Genomic DNA, 23,352 nt, shown 5'->3' with positions numbered 1-23,352 from the left:
GGTCGTTATGACGGCACTGAGTACTAAGATTTTGATCATTGATGATGAGGCTCCGATCCGGGATGTGCTTTCGGCATCTTTGCGTGACGAGGGCTATCAGGTTTCTTTAGCCCATGACGGAGAGTCTGGAATTCAGGCGATTCGTGATGTGCAGCCGGATATTGTGTTTTTGGATATCTGGATGCCGGGCAAGTATGACGGGATCGAAGTTTTGAATCTGGCCCGCAAGGAATTCCCACATGTGGAATTTGTGATGATTTCCGGTCACGGGACTATTGAAACAGCCGTGAAGGCGACGAAGCTCGGAGCGTGGGACTTTATCGAAAAGCCGCTCTCCATGGATAAGATCCTGATTGTGATCTCAAATATCCTGAGCTACCAACAGCAAAAAGAAGAAAAGGCTTTGTTGTTGAATAAACTTCGCAAGTCGATTGCTTTGATCGGTGAGGCTCCTTCCATCGTGGCCACCAAGCAGATTATTGCACGTGTGGCGCCGACGAACTCCTGGGTTTTGATTCAGGGTGAAGCCGGCACAGGCAAAGAGCTGGTGGCACAGAATATTCACTACATGAGCTCCCGTGCCAGCCGTCCGTTTGTTGAAATCAACTGCGGCGGGATCCCTGAAGATCTTCAGGAGGCTGAAATCTTCGGAATTGAAAAGGGTGCCATGCCTGGCGTGGATCGTCCTAAAAAAGGAAAGCTCGATTTGGCCTTGGGCGGGACTTTGTATATCGCTGAAATTGGCGAATTGAATCCGGCGGCCCAAAGTAAGCTTCTGCAATACCTGGACAGCCGTAAATACAGCCGCGTCGGCGGTGTGGAACTGATTGAAAATGATGTGCGTGTGATCGCTGCGTCCTCCAAAGATCTGGAAAAAGAGGTTAAGGAAGGTCGTTTCAGAGAAGACCTGTACTATCGTTTGAACGTCATTCCTTTCCGCGTTCCCGCTTTGAAAGAGCACCCCGAGGACATCCCGGTTCTGGTGTCTTATTTCTCTGACAATGTTTCGCGTGAAAGCGGTTATCCGAAAAAAGTATTTTCGGAAAAAGGGATTGAAAAGATGCTGGCTTACCAATGGCCAGGAAACGTTCGTGAGTTGAAGAACTTCATCGAACGTGTTTACATTTTGACTCCGGGTGATTTTGTCGATGTGCATGACCTGCGCTTTGCCGGTTTGATCGACAAGGATGATGAAAAAGCCGTTGAGATGCAGGATCTTTCCACCTTCAGGGAAGCGCGTGCGCAGTTTGAAAAAGACTACCTGTTGCGCAAGATCAGCGAAAACAACGGCAATATCTCTCGCACGGCGGAAGTGATCGGTCTGGAAAGAAGTTATCTTCACAGAAAGATCAAAGCATACGGAATTGACTCAAAAGAAAACTAAGAAAGAGACGACAATGGCAGATACAGCAATTACCCCGACACGTTCCCAAAACTATCCAGAGTGGTATCAGCAGGTGATCATCGCCGCGGATATGGCCGAAAATTCTCCGGTGCGCGGTTGTATGGTGATCAAGCCCTGGGGCTACGCTGTCTGGGAAAACATGCAGGCGGTTTTGGATCGCAAGTTCAAAGACACAGGCCACGTGAACGCGTATTTCCCCTTGTTGATTCCACTGAGCTTCCTGGAAAAGGAAGCGGCTCACGTCGAAGGCTTTGCCAAAGAGTGTGCGGTGGTGACTCACCATCGTTTGAAAGGTGATGGCAACGGCAAGCTGATTCCGGATGGCGAGCTGGAGGAGCCACTGATCATTCGTCCGACCAGTGAAACAATCATCGGCCATCAATTTGCAAAATGGGTGAAATCTTACCGTGACCTTCCGATTCTGGTGAATCAGTGGTGTAACGTGATGAGGTGGGAAATGCGCACGCGCATGTTCCTTAGAACTGCTGAGTTCCTGTGGCAGGAAGGTCATACCGTCCATGCAACGGCCAAGGAAGCTCAGGAAGAAACTTTGCAGATGCTGGATGTTTATGCGGACTTCGCTGAAAATTACATGGCGATGCCGGTAATCAAGGGTATGAAGACACCGGATGAAAGATTCCCAGGGGCGGTGGATACCTACACTATCGAAGCACTGATGCAGGATAAAAAGGCGTTGCAGGCGGGAACTTCTCACTTCCTGGGCCAAAATTTTGCCAAAGCTTCCGAGATCAAGTACCTGAGTGCCGAAGGTAAAGAAGAGTTCGCATGGACAACTTCTTGGGGTGTTTCCACTCGTTTGATCGGTGGTCTGATCATGACCCACAGTGATGATAACGGTTTCGTGGCACCGCCAAGACTGGCGCCTTTGCATGTGGTGATCATTCCGATCTATCGCAATGATGAAGAGCGTGCGCAGGTTCTGGATTACGTAAAAGCTTTGGAAAAGGACCTGAAAGCGCAGAACTATGTGGGCTCATCTGTTCGTGTGAAAATTGATGATCGCGATATGCGGGGCGGTGAAAAAGCATGGCAGTACATCAAGCAGGGTGTTCCTGTACGTGTGGAAGTCGGTCCTCGCGATATGGCCAAGGGTGAAGTCTTCGTAGGTCGTCGTGATCGTGGGCCGAAAGAAAAGGCTTCCCAGTCCAGAGACGCTTTTGTGCAAAATATTGGAGCCCTTTTACAGGAGATCCAGGATGGTATGTTTGAACGCGCTAAGAAAATGCGTGATGAGAGCATCAAAAAAATCACAAATCTACAGGATTTCGAGAAGTACTTCTCTGGTGGAGAAACAACGGCGCCAGGCTTTGCCAAGGTTCCTTGGTGTGAGGCTGGTATGGGCCACGAGTTGTTGGCGCAGCTGAAAGTGACTCCACGCTGTATGCCTCTGGAACAGGAGCCGATCGAGGGGAACTGCATCTTCTCCGGCAAGCCCGCCACAAAGTGGGTTCTGTTTGCAAAATCATATTAGTTCGAACAGCCCTCTTCGGAGGGCTTTTTTTGTCAAAAAACCGAAGAAATTTATAAAAGTTGTTAAAGATTCTTTAACGTGTTTCTGTCGTCGGGATGTGTGAACACTTTGAAGTCGTGTCTGTACGGCGGCCCATTGCGCTTCCTTGAGTTTTCATTTAGCATGAAGCTCTCAGTGACGGAGGAGATGTTTTTGTGGTTACGGCGGAAAATCAGTTGGATGAAGTTCGAACTCGTATGGGAAGAGTTTTGCGTGAGGTGGTGCAGGAAATGACGGCCGGTGCTTCAGGGGTGGAGGTCAGTTTCACAGCCGGAGACCGCACGACGATCTATCGAATCTCGGTGCCCCAGGAGCATCGAGGTAAGCTGATTGGGGCCCAGGGCAAGAACATAACTTCTTTGCGAAACATCCTGGGCGCCATGGCCGGAAGTTATGGATTCCGGGCTATTATCGAACTGGTGGTATAATATTTTTTGTAAAAAAAGAGCTCCCGAAGGAGCTCTTTTTAATTGATATCAAGGAAGCTGGCTTCCGACCAGGGCGAACTTTGAGAACTGCTGCGACCTCTTATACGGAAATACCAGCGTCCGTTATCAAGGCCTTGTTTAAGGTAATAATCACGGGCCTCCACTTTATAAACAGTGCTGCCAGTAAAGTCGGTGTTTTTTGATAGCTCAAGCTCATACCAGGCGGCTCCAAGAATCTGCCCCCAAGCAAAGCGAATGGCATCGCCGCGTTTGAATCTGTTTCCTTTGTTCGGAGCCTCCAGGGCTGCCGGCTGCAAATCTTCTTGCTTGCGATATTCGACGGCATAGACCTGTGAAGGAGTGTCGAAAAAATCTGTGCTTTCCGAGCGCGGAATCAGACGGAAGTAGTACCAGCCTTCTTCGGTGACCGGCATGAAGAACTCAATATTTTTGGTTTCCAGTCTCTTGGCGTCCTTAAGATCTTCGCGGCGCCCGACCTCCAGAAAGTACTTCTTTGCATTTTTACGATGATTCCACAAAATGTGCAGCTTGTCTGAATCCTTCTTGTCATCGATATTGCCAAAGGTGATTTCATAGCGATCCACGGAAGGGCCCGGCAGAACGCCTTTGACTTTAAAGACCTGCGATGCCGGAGAAATTTCACCTTCTGCGGAACGGGCTATGACACGAACAAAACCAGGATCTCGGGTGGAGTGTTCAATCGCATATTGCTCATCGTTCACTGCGATCGTCAGCTTCTTAGAGCCAAAGCCTGGCGTGTCCGACATCTCGATCAGATAGTCTTTGGCGTGGGGTACGGGCTTCCATTGAACGGTCACGCGCACAAGTGTCGGGTTTACAAGCTCTTCTTTCTCTTTTAAAAGCTCAGGGGCTTGCAGGGGAGGGCGGACGTCTGCCGTTGCGGTGTTAGACCAGCCTGAGGCAGGTTTGTCTGCTAGAAGTTTCTGCGCGCGTAAATAGTATCGTCCAGGTTCAGAGACAGGAATTCCCTTGTTCAGTGTCCCTTTGTAAGAAGCCACAAGGGTCTTGAAGTCTTCGCTGCGACTGAGCTCCAGTTGGAACGTTTCTGCTGCCCTGGCATTGCGAACCTTGGCAAACACTTCCCAGCGGCCGCGTTCAATGAAGCGCAAGGAGGCTTCTTCCAGATTGATGTCAGTCATGGGCACAACAGACAGATGGCGGAAATCTGATCTTTGTCCGTTGGTTTTGATCAAGCGCCAGTATAAAGGACCGGCATTTTTCCTGGTAATTTCAAAGCTGCTCAAACCCACCGTTTTGAACTTCTCCACATTCTGTGAGAATCCGGCAACAGGGGAGATTTCCAGCGCAGCCGCAGATCCTGTCCACTCAAAGCGCACGGGTTTTCCGGTATAGGCGACAGCATTGTTCAAGGGGGTGAGAGGTTTCAACTCGGTCCCGACAGAGGAGGCTGTCTGTGTTCCGTGTGTTTCCATGGCGGTCGCTGCCAGAGCTTTTAGGCCAGCGGCAGAAGGTTTTAAAGTGACAACATTTGAAAGCGGAGAAACTTCACCCTCGACGGATTCCGCCTGAACTGCGACGTACAGATTCTTGGTCAGATTTTCGGTGATACGGTATTCGAGTTTGTCTTTGGGAAGGCGGATGATTTTGGAGGATTTGAAATCCGCATCTGGAGATGTGCGTAACAGGAAATTTTCCGAATAGACATCTGCACTCCAGGTGACCTCAGCAGTCACCGCACCTTGGGTTTGTTCTTTGTTGGAGGCGAGGTTTAGTGTCGGAGCTGAGATCGGCGGACGAACCTGAAGGGTTTTGACTTCGGACCAGTCAGAAAGCAGATCGTTGTTGTAAAGTCGTCGAACGCGCACAAAGAACTGACCGCTTTGATCAAGGAGAGAACGAAACGGAGCCAGGCCGACAAAAGCATCGTAAGGTTCGGTGAAGGTGTCACTTTTGCTGACTTGGAATTCGTAGCGTGCATTTGTATCTGTGCTGTCAACGGTGGCTTCGAGCTGCCACTTTCCACGCTCCAGGAAACTGACTTTAAGTTCCTTGAGGTGTATGGGTTGTAAGTTAGCGACTTTGAAGTAAGAGGGGCTTGAAAAATGCGGAACTCCTTCTTTGTAAGTGACAATGCGCCAGAAAATATCCCCCTGCATTTTCTGGGAAGGAATCGGATACAGTTTCTGATTTGTGACGTCGATTTCAGTCAGGTTGTCAAAAAAGTCGGGGTGAGAGGAGTATTCCAGAACCTGTCGATCTGAAGTGGAGTGACTTTCCCAGCGGAAGGTTTGATCTTTATCGCTTTTGTAAACGATCTGTTTTTCTTGAGGATTGATCAGGCGGATGGAGGGATCAATGGATTGATCAATGTAGAGTTCAACTTTGTTGGGTCCGTCAAAGCCGCGCTGGGAGAGGGCGTTGCGGTTGCGGACGATGACGCTTTCACCTTGTTGCAGTTCTGTTTTCTCAGCGACGCCATCCATTTGCAGGTGGCCCGAGGCCAGTGAAAGTCCCAGCGCTTTTTCTTTTTTCTTTACATAGAGATCGTACTTATAGCCCGGGCGGATCTTAAGGCCGCCTTCATCAACTCTGAGTACGACACTGCTCTGGTCTGTGGGGAAACTGCGAATATTGAAAGAGCCATCGTTAAGAGTCAGGATCAGATTGTTTTTGTCGGTGTTATCTTCAGAGATTCTCAGGAGCGTATTCTCTGAAAGACGTGCGCGTCGGCTGCCGGAGAAAAAGAGAACTGTGGAGGACTGGCTGCCGACAAAAATCTCTGAGCCATTGAAAAGTTTTTGTCCCTCGTTGCTTGTACGCCAGAAGAAGTCTCCGGGGTATTTGTGTCGGACTTCTCTGTTGAGGTTTCGGATGACGGCAAGAGGTTTGCCAAAAGAAGTTTCATCCACGCTGGTGTTCGGACCCAGAACACCGAAGTAGTAAGTCACTCCTCCGGCGAGGGTCACGGCCACAATCAAAGTTGTAAACCAATTTTTTTCATGCCTTACTATTAACGATTTATGTGTCGATGTACAAGTCCTTGTGAAGGATTGTCACGATTTCTTGAGGAAGCTGAATGTCTTCTCCACGATGAAATCTGGCTCCATTGTTCCGCCACATTTCGCGCACTTTAAATCTTCTGGAAGTTTTATTGATGCTTGTGACTGATCACTGGCGTAGATGTAGTGAACATTCTGCGACAGTTTTACTATCTGTTCGTGTGAACAGCTGTCGCACAAGTAAGGCGCAAGGAAGGATGTGATCGCGGCACCTTGCGGCACAAAGCCGTGGACGATGTTGACTTGGTTTACAATCACAAAAGGACATTCCTCGAGGTAAAGTTTAGCATTTTTTGGAACTCGAAGAGTCCAAAGAATCCAATTTTTCACGCCGATGGAATTGATGAATGTGACCTTGGAGAGATTGAGTTTGATCTCTTTGTATGTTTGCAAATTTATGTCGAACAATGATGTTTTCTCGCTGATCGGTCCTTCGAGGGAAATTTCAATCAAACTACCATTTATTTTTGTGTTCATCGCTCACGCCTTCTGGATGATTTGTGGGATCACAGAATTTATATTCTGGATCAAAATAGGATGTCCTGCTCTCAGGATTTTTCCACACTTTTACAAACTGTTCCCTCTTTGGGATAAGAGGATCGTTCTGATCTAGACCTTGTAATAGGATTGTATTGCCTCTACTTCATTTAAGAGTCTCAAAATGAATCCTTCAGGCATAAAGGCTGGGAAAGTGTCGATTTTTCCTAGACTGTACAATGATCTGTGACGTTTTAAACACCATTTCAATTCTGTGTAACTGAAGATAGCCTTTAACTATATGAAATGTTTTTTGTCACTACTCTTGTACGTTGCCTGTGGTGTTTTGATTTCCTGTAGCCAAGCAGGATTGCAGGGCACCAACTTGCCTTCGAAGTTCAATGGATTGGACTCGGCCGTGGCTATTTCGCCAACGGCTGTGAAGCTTTCGTGGCCTCTTCAGGCGCGATTTAAAGAATACAAGATTTATCGCAAAGGGTTTAACTCTCCGATCAAACGCGAAACGTTTGCCACAACAAAGATTGATAGCTTGTCTGCTGACACTTACTACGAGTATTCCGTCGCGGGTGTGGACGCGATGTCAGACGAAGAATTTGGTTTTGATCAGTACATGACGGTGAAGACAATGTCGAACTTCAACGGCATTCCGTCCTCTGGCGTTACCAGTCAGGCCAACGGTTCTGTGGAAGTCAGCTGGGTTAAGAACGGTGAAGGGGTTACGTATAAGATTTTTGCCAAGCGCGAAAGTGACTCCTGGGATCTGACTCAGCCGGTGGCTACTGCGATCAACAAAAGCACGATGCTCATTAGCACTCTTCCAAGTGGTTCCAAGTATTGTTTTTGGGTCATGGCGTTCTATGAAGATGGAACCTTCGAGCCCTCAAATATGAGCGAGACCTATTTGAACTCCAAGGCTCCTTGTGCCTTGGTTCAGTCTCAGTTGGCAAATCTTCCTAAGGTGTACATAAACTCAGCCTTCATCGGCAGCTTCCCGTGGTTCTGGACTGAGGGCGGGGACACAACTTATAAGACAGAGATCTTTGAACGCTTTACCGACATTCGTCTGGCCACGGTCAACGGGATTGGATACTTCCGTTCCATCATTCCAATTTCACCAGGTGTGAAGGATATCTATGCGAAGGTGAGTTCAGTCGACGGGAAAGTCACTATCGTTGATGTTTTGACCAAGGGACCTAATGATCAGGTTCTTACGAAGAAACCAAAAGTGCGTGCTCTGGAAGGTGCCGGCGCAAAGGTTCCTCTTGTGCCTCGTTTGGTCGGAGATGGTCTGGGCATGCAGCAGCTTGGGAATGGGATCGTCGTTGGGGACTTCAACTGCGATGGTTATAAGGATGTTGCAATCACAGCGCCACAAGCGACACCATTTTTGAGTGCCCGTCACTATGATGCGACGGGAGCCGTCTCTGTGTTCTACGGTTATCAGCCACCCGATGAGATTGATGGAAACGGTCAGATCGTTCGTCCCAAACCACGTCTAAAGACAGACTTGGCGCCTGCGGCGGATGCTTCAGCCCCGGACCCTCAGTTGATTTATTACACCGATATGACTTCCAATGCCCGCTTGGGTATGCGGGTTGCGGCGGGTAACGTGAATGGCGACTGCTTCAGTCGTTATACTCCACCAGAGGGCACGACCGATACGGATCCCAAGATAAATCGGGTGGGTCTGTGTGATGATCTTTACACGCCGATCACGCCACCACTGAATCCTGAGAAGAGCAAAAAGATCTATACCTGTGATGACCTGGCCATCCAGACAAATGATGGATCTGTTTTTGTAGTCTATGGTGACCCGGTCCGCGGACTGGTCAGTGGTTCGGGCGGCAGTGCTTACGGTTTGAACGAGGCTACTTGTGACCCGGCATCCTTCAAGTGTCGTCCAACCAAATATAAAAGTGCGGCTACGCAGTATGTTCGTGCGATTACGTTTGGTGACTATAACAACGATGGATTCGACGACTTGGCGGTGGGACTTGAACTGACCAATGGTAAGCGTCAGGTGCAGGTTTTGCGCGGGGACCGATCTGGTCTTCTGCCGATGTCTTCCACGAAATCTCATGCGTTGATCGACGCAGAAACAATGCTTGTCTCGGAACTGACGGATGGAAGTTTTGTGGGCAAGAGCTCGGCCGAAAGTTTTGGGGATGCCGTCGCGTCTGCCTATAATTCACGCCGCTGCGAAAATGGTGGTGGCTACATTTATCGATCAGCACCTGCGCCGAAAGCGCTGGGTTTTGATTTTGATAAATGTGATGACCTTGTGATTGGTGTTCCTGGGCGGGCCTCAGGACGCGGCTCTATCATCGCTTGTAAAGGCGAGCAGCCCACTGTCGGTATCGACCGTCAGCAAATCACGTCGTGGGAATGTAAAGAATCCTATCCGGATAACACTTTGGGAAGTCCGACGTATCCAATTTCACATATTGATATCAAGGGCTACGGATTCTCATTGTTGGGTGTCCCCAATCAGGGTGGGTATCCACTGTTCGAAGTTTCTGGAGGTTTAACTCCTAATATCAGCGGTGCTCTGTTTGTGGGAGCTCCCATGTCGACGGTTTCAGGTGCTGCGGAAGCCGGGGTGGTCTTCGGTTATTACATGACTCCAAGATCCTCGGATTTTGCCACTGGCGGTATTGTTGGAATTTTAGAGCCTCAGCAGACGGTGATGGCGGCGAATTCAATTGCCTGCGACAAACGAAACCGAAATGTAGTGACTGGAAGTCTTGAGCATTGTGAAAATCAAGCGATCCACACCAGTCCCGCAGAAGCCGGAGTTCAATTTGGACGTTCTCTGGGTAGCGTAGAGGATATTGAAAACCTGACGCGGGCGATGCCATCGTTGGCCATCGGCGCCCCTTATCGTACGGTTACAAGTAGTGACGGAAAGAAAAATATTGGTAGTCATGGTGTCGTTTATTTGTATAAACCAGACGTTTCCACCTTTGGCTATGACAACGGAATTCGTGTGGACGTGCCGAAGTACTCACCTGACGACTCTCCAGGCTGCACCGTGGGTTGCACCTGGTATAGTGGTGGCGTGAATCCGTTTGGTGCCTCGATTATCTACGCGACCGACATGACACCCGGGACGACTCTGGGTGGTGGAGGCTTGGCCGGGGCTGACTTCAACGGTGACAAAACGGGGGATCTGATTATCGGTGCGCCGAATCTTGCGTTGCCGGCTTATCAGAATGGTGCCTCTTACATCTTCAATTCGACCGGAACCTTCGCGGCCGCTGTGACTAAGCCGGATCAGTCGATTAAAGTTAATTTCAGCAAAGAACTGAATTATCACTATGAGCGGGCCAAGGTCGTTGGGGATCTGAACGGTGACGGATACTCTGACGTTATCACTCACATTTCTGTCGCAAGCACGGTTGAGCTTGTGGTGTTTTATGGAAGCTCCACAGGACTTGTGACGACACCAGAGCCGTCTCGCAACCCAGCGTCGCCTTTGGCGCCGTTAAAGCTTGTTGTTGATACGGATCCTGGGTTTGGTACCGAGTTCCATCGAGTGGGCAGTGTCAACGGCGATGCCTATGACGATATTTTGGTTATCGGCAATAATGGGACTTATATATTCTACGGTTCTTCCAGTGGTGTGGTCTTCGCAAGTGCGCCCTCCGTGGCTCCGGTTGGTCAGAACCCTCTGAGATTTGCGATTGGCGACAGCGATGGACTTCCGGTCGTGACATTCCATGGCAGCACGAAGATGCATGGGACTGTGCCAAACACGCTGGCTTATAGCACATTTGACCCGATGAACAGAGCTGTGGCCTACGGTGATTTCAATGGCGATGGTTACAGTGATTTCGCTCTTGGAACGAATTCTGCCGAAACCCCTTCTGTTGACGTGGTTCCGGGGGCTTTGAACATGAGCCCGACAAACAAAGGCCGAGTCTATGTGTTCTATGGTTCATCCGCAGGACCCCAGACCAATCGTTCGACAGGAAAGGTTTTGTTGCAGCAGGCAGATGGCTCTGCTGCTGACGTGGCCGTCGAAAATCCGTGTACGGAAACATTGCCCAAGTCTTGTAAAGTTCAGGCGCTGGCGTCTCCGGACACGGGCGTAAACTATGGCTGGCGTTTGGTGGGTTTGAACTCCCTGGATGTCATAGCCGGTGAAGAGACTTCAGAACTTGTGGTGACCGATCCTTCTTATAGTGCCTTCAAGGGGCGGGTTTATTTGTACAAGGGCGGAGCTCGAGGTCTAGGGTACACAAGCTTCCAGAAAATTGATCCGGCGGCGGGCGCTGAAAGATTCGGTTATGATCTGGCAGCAACTGGTGACATCAACGGAGATGGAATCGTCGATATGGCGGTTTCGGCACCAGCGGTGGGTAAGGTCTATGTGTTCTATGGTGGTGTGGTTGGTGGAACGTCCTATGCGTTCTTTGGACCAAGCAGTTTGGCGGTAACAGACTTCTTTGTGGCAGGCCAGAACCCGATTGCCGTGAATATGCTTCACGCCAGTGAGTCTTTGCCGAAGCCCCAGCGTATTGACGTGATCAATGGTGGTATTTTCGTCCTCGGTGATAATTTTGGTGTGGGGCTTGGTGGCATTGGCGACATCAATAACGACGGATTTGCAGATCTGCTGGTGAATATGCCAGGTAAAGACTTCGATCTTGAAGACACTCAAGAGGATTCTGGTGCTTATGTCGTCTACTTCGGCAGCAACTTGGGCCTGAAGCTGATCGCGGCGAAAGAACAACCCACGGATCCGACAATCCCGGCGGTGCCGACGACGACTCCACGTTGTTATAACGGGGGGGCTGTCCCGGCATGTGAGCCTTTATTGCTCTATCTGCCAGAGCGATCTGCTTATGAGTATTCTTATATATCCAGCACTCCAAGTGGTGATATCAACGGCGATGGAATTCCAGACGTAGTCTTGGGAACTCCGGGAAGAAATCACCCTTCAGGTAAAGCGTTCTCGACAGGAGTCGTCTATGTTCTCTATTAAAAGGATTTTTTATGGTGTTTTAGCGGCCAGCATGCTGATGCTGGCTTCTTGTACCGAGAAGTTAGAGACGGGAAGTCTGCTGCGCGATTTTACCGGAGCGTCCGGCGTTGAGGTGCTTTCGCCCACGGCCGTCAGAGTTTATTGGGATCTGCATGAGCGCTATCGCGAGTATAAGGTTTACTATAATCTGAGTCAGGACCCGTTGGAGACCACGTCATTCAATGAAGTGACCATCCGTAATCTGAATCCGAATTCCACCTACACTTTCAAAGTTGTGGCGACAGACGGCACCAACAGTGTTGGGGGGAACAAAGAAATAACTGTGACGACCTTTAAGCCTTTTGAAGGGGCGGGTGCCGTCACCAAGGATGCCGATGGAAACCTTATTCTGACTTGGGAATATCCTAACAAGGTTTCCGAGTATCAGATTTTCTATAAAGAATACGAAGACCCCACGGCAGAAAACACGACAAACTGGACAAGTGTTAATAAGACGTCCATCGAACCACGGTATATTTTCCGTGGTTTGCCGGGCTCAACTCGTTATCACTTCGTTGTGCAGGTAAAGTATCTTGATAACACCTTTGGTCGTCCTACGAAGGTTGTGACGGCCTCTACAAACTCATCGTTCCCGACACCGGCTTACGAGTTGAGTCCGATTTCAATCGGTTCTTTGCCTTTTGCGAAGGTGAACCCGGTTGTGAATTCCGAATACAGAAATGAGAACTATGTCAGCCGTGTTTATCGTGGTTCTGAAGCGGTTTCAGATCCTCTGGTGGGGGCGGGGACGATCGTGTTCTCTCCTTCAGCAAGTTGGAACATCGGTAAGGTCGATGATCTTTCGATTCGTGTGAATTACAATGATGGCAGTAAAAATGAGACGCTGATCTTTGATAACTTGAGCACCTATATCAAGGGTATTCCAAATGTGAAAGAGATGCCTCCAATGCTGGCCGCAGATGCTGGAATCTCCTTTATGGGCGAAGCTGTGACTTCCGGCGACTTCAACTGCGACGGATATCCGGACTTGGCTGTGGGCTTGCCAAATATGGCCATTGCTTCATTGGGTGTTAAAAATTCGGGCGCTGGTGCCGTGTATGTTTATTACACTTACAAACCGGTAGGTTCTTCGACATACAGATTGAAAACGTCCCCTGCGCCGGAAAGAAATCCGCTGGTTCCTGGGGTCGATCCTCAGCTCATTACTTTCGAGGATCTCAGTCATCAGGCTAAGTTCGGAAAGTCCCTGTCTGGAAGCGGAAATTTGAACGGCGACAGTCATACCGGTCTAGCATGTCAGGATTTGCTGGTGGGTGCTCCAGGTATGGATACCCCTGAGACTGGTGAATACAATGGGGCCGCGTTTGTATTTTTTGGCAGTCGGCAGGGTTTAAAAGCTCCTACGAAAGTCAAGGACATGCAGCAGAACTTCGAAACCTGTAACGGTCTTGTCGACGGGGCGACATGTTCTGCGGTGATGCTGTGGCCCAATACGGCATTGTGGCCTACAGATAAGTGGGACCAGAATCTGAAGACTTATGAAGCAGGTAGCGTCGAGTTTGGCTATTCTGTTTCGTTTATTGGGGACTTCAACGGAGATGGTTACGATGATATTGCCGTTGGTGCGCCATCGGGCGACTGGGATGGTATTCCAGCTCCGAATCTGCCGGGAGATTCCAAGTACGAACGTGATACAGGCTATGTGGCGCTGTATTTCGGCTCCAAGTCCGGTGTTGGATATGAAACACCGCTGGCGACGTCCGCTCCGACAGGAACGGATCTGAAATTCCGTTTCTTGAAGATTTATGCTCCAGTACCTCATGCTGGTGCTCGCTTCGGTCATTCCGTGCACGGCGGAGCCGACGTGGATGGGGGCTTCCGTATTCGCAACGTGGATGGGAATTTGGTCGGTGGGGCCGATATGATTGTCGGGGCTCCAGGAGATCGCTATCCGCAGCCGGGTTCAAATAAAGTCAAGGCTACTACGATAAACTGTACGACTCCGGACACCTGTGCCGCAGTGACACCTGCGGAGGGTGGGGCTGGGATCACGGTGGGTTCATTTAACTATCCGTCGAATACAACCATCTATGGCTTGCCTGTGACTCAGGCGCTTTATGGAATCGGTTCAGCCCCAGGGGCCGCCTATTTGTACTTTGGTCGCTCTGCACCTTCGGCGTCGGCACCAACGGACTCAACTTTCCGGGGTACTTTCTGGCAGTGTGGTAATCGAAAAATGGATGCTAAAGCGCACTTCTCGTGTCTGACGAAGAACACCGGTTTTAGAGTCCTGTTCCCAAGAAGTTTCTATAAGGAAGATCAACCCGGAAACACGACGAAGATGCCAAGTAAAGGTTTTGGAACGTCTGTGGCTTTGGTGGGTGATTCTTCTCGTTATGACAGCACCAACACTGCCATCACGAACCCATCGGATTCGAATGGGGATGGTTGGGCGGAAGCAGTCGTCGCCAGCAGTTTGTTCGATAATGGCAGTAAAACATCTTCCGGCGCTCTATGGGTCTTCTTTGGAAATCCAAGCAAGCTCTATGAAATTGAAGCCTTCCGTGTGATTGATACAGCAGCCTCAACGACAGCCTACAGCCGTCATTGGGTGGATGGTCCTCCTCAGTGTACCTCATTTGCGGTGGACAACCTTGCCAGCCGTGAAATGTGTGCGCCTACGCTGATTCGCTCCAACTCCATTGGATCGGGCTTCCGCTTGGGTTATTATCCTGAAGCCATGGCAGTGGCCGATGTGACCGGGGATGGTTTGAAGGATGTGGTCGTCGGTGCCACCGGCGACAGCACTAAAGCCACGAATTCTGGTGCAACCTATGTGTTTACAAGTTTGCAGAATGCAGGTCTGACATCCAACTTCCTGCATATCTACAACTACCAGGGTAAGGCCAATGACTACTTTGGTCGCGCTGTCACGGCTGGAAACTTTGACGGTGATTTCAATGGTCTGCTGCCGCTGAATGATGTCTTTGTTGGTGCCTATTTGGACAAGTCCCAGAAAAATGGTGGCGGTGCCGCCTATGGATACTACTCCAAGGGTCAGCCTTTGGCTTCTGTCAACTCCGTTCCGGAAGAGCGGCTGGTGGACTCAGCCGCCAGTCCGCAAAGTTTGAATTTTGAAACAATCCGCTTGGTTGGGGATATCAATCGGGATGGATATGATGATGCCGTTGGGCAGATCTCCCGACCTTCTCCTGATTCTACTGCGTCGACAACTGATGCGGTTGTGTTCTTCGGGTCTAAAGTGGGTCTGATTACGACTTCATTCTGCCGTGAGAATCTGAGTCGTATCTTCAAAGCTCAAAATCAGAATGAGACTTATTGTTATCCTTCGGTAAATCCCGCTCAAGGGGTGACTCTGGATGATATCGCTCTTCCTCAGTTGATCACACGACCGACGGGCTTTAGCGCCGGTTGGGCGATTCGATCCTTTGCTGCCGGGGATGTGAATGGTGATGGTTTTGCTGATGTGGCCTTTATTGATTACAATAGCGGTGGTCAGATCCTGATGTATTATGGATCCCGTGGTGGTTTGCAGGCTGTGACCAATCCAAAATGGATTCCAGCCGCGGGTGATCCTCAGATCATCTCCAAATTATGGAATGTCATGCCAACGGGGACCGACTCTTTTAACAACATTTTGGATGAAGCTCGTCCGTGGAGCAGACAAATGATTCATCACGGGGACTTCAATGGTGATGGATATTCTGACATCGTGTTGAGCAATCCCCTGGGTTCTTCATTCTTCCGCATGAACAAAACCGGAACTGTGATTGATACGACTCCTCCAAGTGGTGGGGCTGTTGCCGCAAATAGTGGTTGGCAGTGCGAGCCGGAGCCCGACTCTGGATGTACCAATGGGGATCCGGCCATTGAAATGGGTCGCGTGTGGATCTACTACGGCTCATCCGTAGGGGTGCAAACTCCTAAGTTAAAAGGCTTTGGCCCGGGGGATGAACCTACGGTTACAACGGCTCTGGCATCCAGCAATGCAACTTACATGGTGGACACGTACGGCACTGAATCCGCGGCCCTGGCCGGGAAGCCATGTAACAACGGTGCCTGTAAAATGCAGTTCTTGTACAGTCCCATGGTTCGCAACGTCGACTATGGATACCAACGCATGAGACACATGTTCGGAATGAGCCTTGCGGTCTTGGACATTGATAAAGACGGCAAAGACGATCTGGTTGTTTCTGCTCCAGGCTGGGAAGATCTGGCTTGTTATTATGATGCCAGCCCGCGAAGCAACTATGGTCGTGTGTTCCTGTACAAGGGCAGTGCGAATGGTCTGCAGGCAGGACCTAGAGAGGACTACTACAACGCGGATTATTCCGGAGGCTCCTGCACGGATGATACTTTGTTCCAGAGTGTGGATCCGACGTTGGATTCTTCAGGTGCAAGCGGAAAAGTGACGGCACTTATGCCACCAATTCTAAATGGTGCACTGGGTGTAAATAACAGGGACGGACGTTACTTCGGCTATCGTGTTGCCTCCGCGGGGGATTTGAACAACGACGGATACGAAGACTTGGTTGTCACTGCGCCACGGGAAACCCCCAAAGCTGGATTGGCAAATGCGGGGGTCGTCTATGTCTATTATGGTCCTCTGTGCGGCTCAGACAACAGAGATGTGATGTGGGACTATCTCGGCAGTCACTTGAACAAGCAGATGGAGTACACAGATCCAAGTCTGCCTGGCGGAGCTGCGGGGATCCAGTGTATGCGCTCGGTGGGGACGCCAAAACCTGCGCCACAGATGTTCTACGCCTGGGATTCAAGAGCCTCTGACTTCCTTGGCTCTGAGGTGATGTCAGGTCGTATGAAGTCCGGTGATTTCAACGGTGATGGGTTCGATGATATTATTCTTGGAAGCTACGGCTACGATGATCAGGTTAATGGCATTACAAACCTGGGGCGTGGAATTACCTTCTTTGGTTCCAGCAAGGGGCTTCATTCCGAAGACTATCCGGATACCGTTGTCGTCGCTGATGCTGAAGGCAAATACAAACCATTTATCATCAGCAGGGAAGAAACAGAGAATTCTCCGAGTTATTTCTTCTCTAATACCTCTTCAGGTGACATTAACGGTGATGGAACTATGGATATCTTGGTTCCAAGTGAAACGCATGATGGGTACGCGCCGATGAACGGAATTGATATCGGGACATTCTTCTTACTTTATTGAGGGACGTAGTTAGTTGGGGGCGGGGATGCTGAAAGCTTTGGTGCTAATTCTGGCGACGGTCTGGTTGACGGGCTGTCTAGAGGAGCAGGGGAGTTCGAGTGAAATCGTAATTCCTCCGGGCAGCCTATTGCAATTTGACCTGACTCAAGCCAATGTGGTCAGTACCAAGAAGTACTCCATGTATTTGTCGGAGTTCGATCAGGAAAGTAAGAAGACCAAAAATCTTCTGGATATGACGACAGAAGCAAAGCCGGATTATCTCCGTTCGATCATGCCTAAGGGGTTGACGCCCACTGGAGCTTTGGTTCTTAAGATTGTCATGGAGTATCGAACTACACCTTGGTTTGCGCTCGTATATCCCGGAGAAACCATTTCTCCAAGTCTTGAAACCACTTTGGTGTATAATCTCTTGTCCAACTATCCGGGGCGAGCTCTGAGTACTTACACTCCCCAAGAAATCAAGGCTATCACCGATGCCGTGATTCGTTTTAAAGAGGACAGACTGGCGATGTTTGGTATCGCACCGAACTTCAATCCGGATCACCTGTACCGCTTCCTTCGTAACGGTCTTTCAAACAGCTATGACTTTTTATCTTTACTAAAAGGCTACGGTGTTGAATTTGTCTTCAACTCTGACGGTGATGTCACTCAGGAACCCTATCCATTTGGCATTTTAAATCGGGCACCTGTTCTTGACTTAAAAGCCACAATCAAGGTCAGTACACAGCGTGTGGAGGAAGGCAAAAAGCTGGAGATTCGCGCTGTGGCGGTGGACCCTGATGGTGATCAGGTGTTCTTCGCATGGATGTTTGAAGGCTCTTTGGTCACTTCTGAAGACGGTGTCGTTCGCTATGAACCTGATTATGATAAAGGACGTCCGGATCCCTACACCATGAGTGTGCTGCTTTCTGACGGGGGTAAAATTGCACGGGTGGACTGGCCGGTGCAGGTTGAGAACGTCAATCGACGTCCGACCTTTAGTCACAGCTGTACCATGCAGGTGAATGAAAATCAGCTGTGGACGTGCCGGGTTCGCTTTCAGGACGAAGACGGTGACCCCGTCAAGGTGAGCAGTGACGGAATTGAGGGCTCGACAGCGGTCTATTTAAACGGACAGGCTACGCCGACCGAAGTTGCAAATGCAAACGAAGTTGAAGTGCGTTGGACGCCTAATAATGAAGACGCGCGCAAGGGTGTTAATACGATTGCTCTGCAACTTGTAGACTCTTTGGGCGGCCTGACTTTGGCAAATTTGCAGGTCAAGGTGATCGATACCAACTCGGCCCCTGTGATGCTGGGCGGGGTGAATCCGGTTTATGACAACCCCATTGAGTGGGACTACTGTGCCTCGGAAAATCCCGATGGCGTGGAGCCTTATCAGTTCTATCTGGATTTCCAGGATCCTGACAATGTGGCGGCCATCCCGGCAAATCCTCTGGACGAAATCACATTGACGACGGCCGGGACTTTAAAAAGCTATATCACTCAGCTGGGCAGCGCTCAGGTTCTGGCCGATCGTGTGCGATACACTTTTGTGTGGAAGCCATTGCATTCATTGTTAAAAGGAACGTTCATTGTGACTTTGAAGGACAATCACAATGGAACTACTCCACCGATCACTTTGAATCTGACTGCGGCAGATCGAAACACCAAGCCTTGTATGGGCGGTGGGGATATGACATTGCAGGTACAGTCCAATAAGCTGCAGCATCAATCTACCTTCTCTGTGAGTGACCGAGACAACGATCCCCGGTGGCTGGAGGCTTACGATTTCTCTATGGCGGGAACTCCTCTTTTGAAGGGGGCTGCGGATGCCTTAAGTAATCTGCAGGATTGTGGAACTAATCAGCCTCTTATCTTGCGGCGTTCAGTGGGAATGACGGAGCCGACTTATCGTCGGAATGCTTCCAGCTTCTGTATAAGAGCTCACCATACTTCTGAAAACGTCAATGGTGGCGTGGCGGGATATGTGCGTTTTGTGCGTGCAGCGGACGATACGGCAGTTCGGACTTTCTCGACGGCAAATACGTTCACCGATCCTGCGACAAATATCGTGTTCAAACCGCGTGTGACTGTTACCATTAATCCGGGAGACCTCGAAGTCTGGTTCCCGGTCTTTACCGAAGTCACAGCGGCGACGGCCGCCGCCAATACTCTGACTGTGATGTCACCGGCGGTGGCCGGAGTTACGGCGACAAATCCCTCTGCGTTTTACGACCGTGGGGTGATTCGTTTTACCAGAGCGTCGACTGCGACTTCTGTTCCGATCCCCAAGTTTACGATTGTCAAAACGGCTTCAGGCCGCTTGATTCAGGCCCGAACGGCGGATGATATTGTAATGGCTGTTGGGGTCGCTACCGTGGAGGTCCCGATTTGGCGTGTACCCCAAATGATAGCGAACAATACCGAGCTGACACCTTCCAACACATTGCCGGGTTCGCCAGCCTTTAAAATCCACGCAGTTTCGGGTGTTGTGACGGCGGGCAGTCTGCCGAATCCGCCGGGTCTGTATGATTGGAACGAAAATCTGGTGCATCAGGGAACTTCCAACAACGTCTTGCTGCAAAGACGTTTCCGTGTGCGGGTGATAGATGGTTATCGTCTTCCAGGCAATGCGGTTCTGACGTTCCTGGATGCTCCACCCGCCGGGGCTAGTAACGTCACTGTGAAGAATACGGCGACAATCTTTCAACATGAAGGAAAAGTGAACTTCACGCGTCCTTCCGGTGCGGGGGCTGCTGCGGCAATTACTTTGCCGGCCGGGACTCGTTTAAAGACAGCCAACAGAACTCTTTATGAGATCATCAACCCAGTGTCCATGGGTATCAATGTAACTTCTGTTTCAGCATGGGTTCGTCGTATCAATAATATCGGAATGACGACGACGGCCGGGGTTAACAATCGATTTGCCACGATTCAGTTCCGTGATGTGAACATACCGTCAGTCATGGTAGGACCATCCGTAATTACAGCCTATGAGGGCGTGACCTTGCAGGACGGCCTGGTCCAGATGGCCGACAGCACCCAGGAATTGCCTGTTCCCTATTATAAAAATCACGAGTACTGGTACCCGTTGGATGCCCCTGACTTCTTCAACTTTAGAATTGAGAAGATCGGCACAGGTCCGGCGGGGCAGTGGGACTATTGTCGGGTGCCGGGCAATCCCACCGCAAATGGAGTAAGTTGTGCGGCCAGCCGTTGTGATGTCGACCCTGTCGTGGCGGACCGGGCTTTCTTCAGATCTAACAGATGTTATTTGCGCTATGTTCCTCACGCCAATGATCTATCCGGTACGTTCAACTTCAAGGTGACGATTACAGAAAGAGCTCCGTGGGGTAATACTGGCAACATTCAGACGATTACTTTGAATGTAAAAGAGATTAACAAAAAACCGGTTCTCACCGACAGCAACTTCGCTCCTCTGGCAGGGGGAGTGGGTTCGGCCTTGGGGAACCCTCAGGTGTTGGGTGACTATACAGAGGGAACAGAGTCTTTCTATAACATCTATGCGATAGATAGAAATAAAGGGGCTGAGCTGCAGACAGTGAACTTTGAGCTGGACACTCAAGTTTATGATCTTAAAAACAGCGTTTGGCGACCAGCACCGAGCGGTCTGGTTGTGCAGGTTGATAAGCGAGAGGCCTTGACGCCGGGGCCAGGTACGAAGACCACAGCAAAATTGTTGTGGAATCCAACCGACGAAGAAGCAAAGAAATTTGGCGGTACAGACGGATTGATCGTCAAAGTTAAGATTTATGACGCCAAAACGATGCCAGATGTGCGCGAGTCCATCGATGCATACTTTAAAGTGCGTCTGATTAACAAGAACCAGATTCCATCCATCGCGGAAATTTCTGCGGGCAATGAATTTACCATTTTCGCAGACACGTATTTCTATAAAGATATCTATCTGTACGACAAGGATGCTTACACTCCGGAAGGCGGCAGCTTCACGACACAGCTGACCTTGTGTCGTGACTCGAATGGGGTGGCATTGCAACATCCCACTCTGGATCCAGGCGCCGCAAACCCATTCATCTGTCATGCTACGGTGGCCACATGGGCGACAGAACTGACCACCTACGATGCGGCCTACAAGCGTAATGTCAGTGTTACGAACTGTGGTGATGGCACCAATTTGAATGCAGATCTGGCCGTGCCGAAGCTGACTCCGGTTGGCTCTCCAGAGGTTATTAACGGAGTTCATCGCCAGCGCTATAAAATGGAATGGTGTCCACAGCGTTCGCACATTGGAGTTTATTCTTCAGAGCTATTTGTGAACGATAACGGGGACCAGGATCGAGATGGCACAATGTCTGGCAGGACCGTGAGCGCGACACCGCTAAGAATTAAAGTGGTGGCGCCTGCATTCTTCGTCAGTCCAAGGCAGAATCTTGCAGGGGATCCTATTCACTTCATGCCTCACACCAGTGCAAGTATGCCGTCTGCGCCATTTAAGTACCCTGTTATAGTTAACAATTCTCAAGGAAATCCCTTGGAGTATTCTTTGGTGACATCGCCAAGAGCCTGCTCTGAAGCCAACGGGATGTGTATTGACGCTGCCACAGGGATCATCTCCTGGAATCCTGCTTATCCGGGGGATGTGACTGCGGAAGGGGCGGCAGGGCACCTAGTGCGAGTGAAGGTCAAAGATTTAAAAACACAGGAAACCGATGTGGTGGGCTTCTATCTGAAGGTGCAAAATCCACTGGCGCCGTTTGAGGTCTCTCCAACCCTGGACAGCTTTATGCCGGCAGGGACTGATGTTCTGGCCTCTGAGAAAAATCCGGTGGCCTTCTCGGTGACGGCCTCGGATCCGAACACCAATGACACACTTTTCTATCGTTGGTATGTGAATGATGAGTTGATCAGCGATGAGGGGGCCAGTTTTTCCTTTAAACCCAAAGACACTGATGGATCTCTGGATCCGGATGGTTCTGGCCCGCTGAAGGCCGGGGAGTTTGTTGTCAGGGCCGAAGTGACTGACGGTAACTACATTGCTGCCAAAGAATGGAAAGTTAAGATTCGAAACAACTATCTGCTTGGAGAGTCCTTGTTTGACCTGACCAAGGCTCGTCCAGAAAGTCTGCCATCTCAGATGCCATTAAGTCTGAACTGGAATCTTGAAAGTTATATTTCCGTCAGCTTGGGTGCAACCATGGTGGACCATGTGATCTTCGCAGGGACCTACATGATGGGGGTGTTTAAAAAGCATTTCTTGTGGGACTTTAGCTTGGTCAACGGCGTGGTGACGAAGCCCAATGGAACATTGATTAATCCTCCTTGGAATTTCTATGAGGATCTTCCCTGGTTGTCCGGAACAGAATCCAAACGTATGGGGCTGGTCAGAACTAATGGCAGCTTTGATATTGTCCTGACTTCGCAGTCAGGGCGTGCGGGTCCTTTCGGTTTGACCACTGAAGCCTTGCGTATCCCGGCAGGTGATTTAACAGGGCTGTCCTTGGGCTCGGGGAACAAGTGTATCGGTGACTGTCCCCAAGATCTGTTCTTGACCTCAATGTATTCGGATGCTCGTTTTACGGAGTCAATGGATTCGACTTATGTCTTCTATTCCTCTGACAACAAGGACAAGCTGATGTACGACTATTTGGGTCCGGCGTCGCCGATCCAGATCTATAATTTCGGTTCAGCAAAGATTTCAGGAATGGCATTGAACAAGAACCTGAATCGAATTTACGTCACAACCCAGCAGACCAGTCCGTCTGTTTCACACAAACTTTGGGTCTTCAATGTTGCTCCGATCCGTTCGGGGGGGGCTGCAACCCTTGTCGCGCAGATTACTTTGTGGGATGGAGTCGTGGGACATGAAGACTGTAAGCCTTCGGATCTGGTTATCGACACCGTCAACCATCGTGTCATTGCGTTGCTATCCGGTACGGGTGGAGTGGCCGTCCTGACCGATGGCCCGGCGAAGACGCCGACAATTTCGGACGTTCAGTTTGTGGGAGTCAATGAAATCAGCAGTTCCCCATTTGATGTTCCGGGGCAGGGAAAGCGTCTGGTGATTCGTCCAGAGGACCGAATGGTGATTGGTACGATGAAAGACGCCAATCAGGTCTTCACGATTGATCTGGATAGCTATCATGTTTATACGAATTCAGTGCAGGATCCGATCGACAGCATCGGCAGTTTCGACTCTGGTCAGATCCTGCTGATCAGTCGAAGCAAGGGCCGGATTTACCGCGCTCGATAGCTTTGGAATTGTAACTTTCAG

8 protein-coding genes are annotated in these 23,352 nt (G+C 50.0%); 6 read left to right on the top strand and 2 right to left on the bottom strand.

All coding sequences use genetic code 11. The annotated features are described in order from the left end of the window. The first annotated feature begins 7 nt into the window (after nt 1–7). The 3 genes from ACZ5ZV_RS16240 (at nt 8) to ACZ5ZV_RS16230 (ending at nt 3,364) form a co-directional block, all read left to right on the top strand. Complete coding sequence (locus ACZ5ZV_RS16240) at nt 8–1,384, top strand: sigma-54-dependent transcriptional regulator (RefSeq protein WP_464118213.1); 1,377 nt, start codon at nt 8–10, stop codon at nt 1,382–1,384. Between the two features lie 13 nt (nt 1,385–1,397). After that, nucleotides 1,398–2,897, top strand: coding sequence for a proline--tRNA ligase (proS, locus tag ACZ5ZV_RS16235; RefSeq protein WP_464118212.1), 1,500 nt, complete (start codon nt 1,398–1,400; stop codon nt 2,895–2,897). A gap of 194 nt (nt 2,898–3,091) precedes the next feature. Beyond that, nucleotides 3,092–3,364 (top strand): KH domain-containing protein, encoded by a 273-nt coding sequence (locus ACZ5ZV_RS16230; protein ID WP_464118211.1) that lies wholly within the window; start codon nt 3,092–3,094, stop codon nt 3,362–3,364. Nucleotides 3,365–3,402: 38 nt separating this feature from the next. On the opposite strand, the gene ACZ5ZV_RS16225 is transcribed toward ACZ5ZV_RS16230, so the two are convergent. Next, entirely contained in the window at nt 3,403–6,315 is a 2,913-nt protein-coding gene (locus ACZ5ZV_RS16225) for a hypothetical protein (protein WP_464118210.1), read from the bottom strand. A gap of 105 nt (nt 6,316–6,420) precedes the next feature. Further along, nucleotides 6,421–6,903 carry a hypothetical protein gene (locus ACZ5ZV_RS16220; protein WP_464118209.1) on the bottom strand — a complete coding sequence of 161 codons (483 nt, stop codon included), beginning with the start codon at nt 6,901–6,903 and terminating at the stop codon, nt 6,421–6,423. 313 nt (nt 6,904–7,216) lie between these two features. Here ACZ5ZV_RS16220 and ACZ5ZV_RS16215 point away from each other — a divergent pair, with 313 nt between their 5' ends. Genes ACZ5ZV_RS16215 through ACZ5ZV_RS16205 form a run of 3 tightly spaced genes read left to right on the top strand, consistent with a single transcriptional unit; the run spans nt 7,217 to nt 23,331 of the window. Next, nucleotides 7,217–11,911: a hypothetical protein gene (locus ACZ5ZV_RS16215; protein ID WP_464118208.1), complete on the top strand. Its 4,695-nt coding sequence runs from the start codon at nt 7,217–7,219 to the stop codon at nt 11,909–11,911. Continuing rightward, entirely contained in the window at nt 11,898–17,117 is a 5,220-nt protein-coding gene (locus ACZ5ZV_RS16210; RefSeq protein ID WP_464118207.1) for a hypothetical protein, read from the top strand. Before ACZ5ZV_RS16215 ends, ACZ5ZV_RS16210 begins: the two co-directional genes overlap by 14 nt. 25 nt (nt 17,118–17,142) lie before the next feature. Continuing rightward, on the top strand, nt 17,143–23,331 hold the full coding sequence (locus ACZ5ZV_RS16205; protein WP_464118206.1) for a hypothetical protein: 6,189 nt from the start codon (nt 17,143–17,145) through the stop codon (nt 23,329–23,331). Nucleotides 23,332–23,352: the final 21 nt, after the last annotated feature.

Source organism: Bdellovibrio sp. HAGR004 (assembly GCF_055397015.1).
The sequence above is the reverse complement of the archived record's forward strand: the minus strand, read 5'-3'. Positions and strand labels throughout refer to the sequence as shown.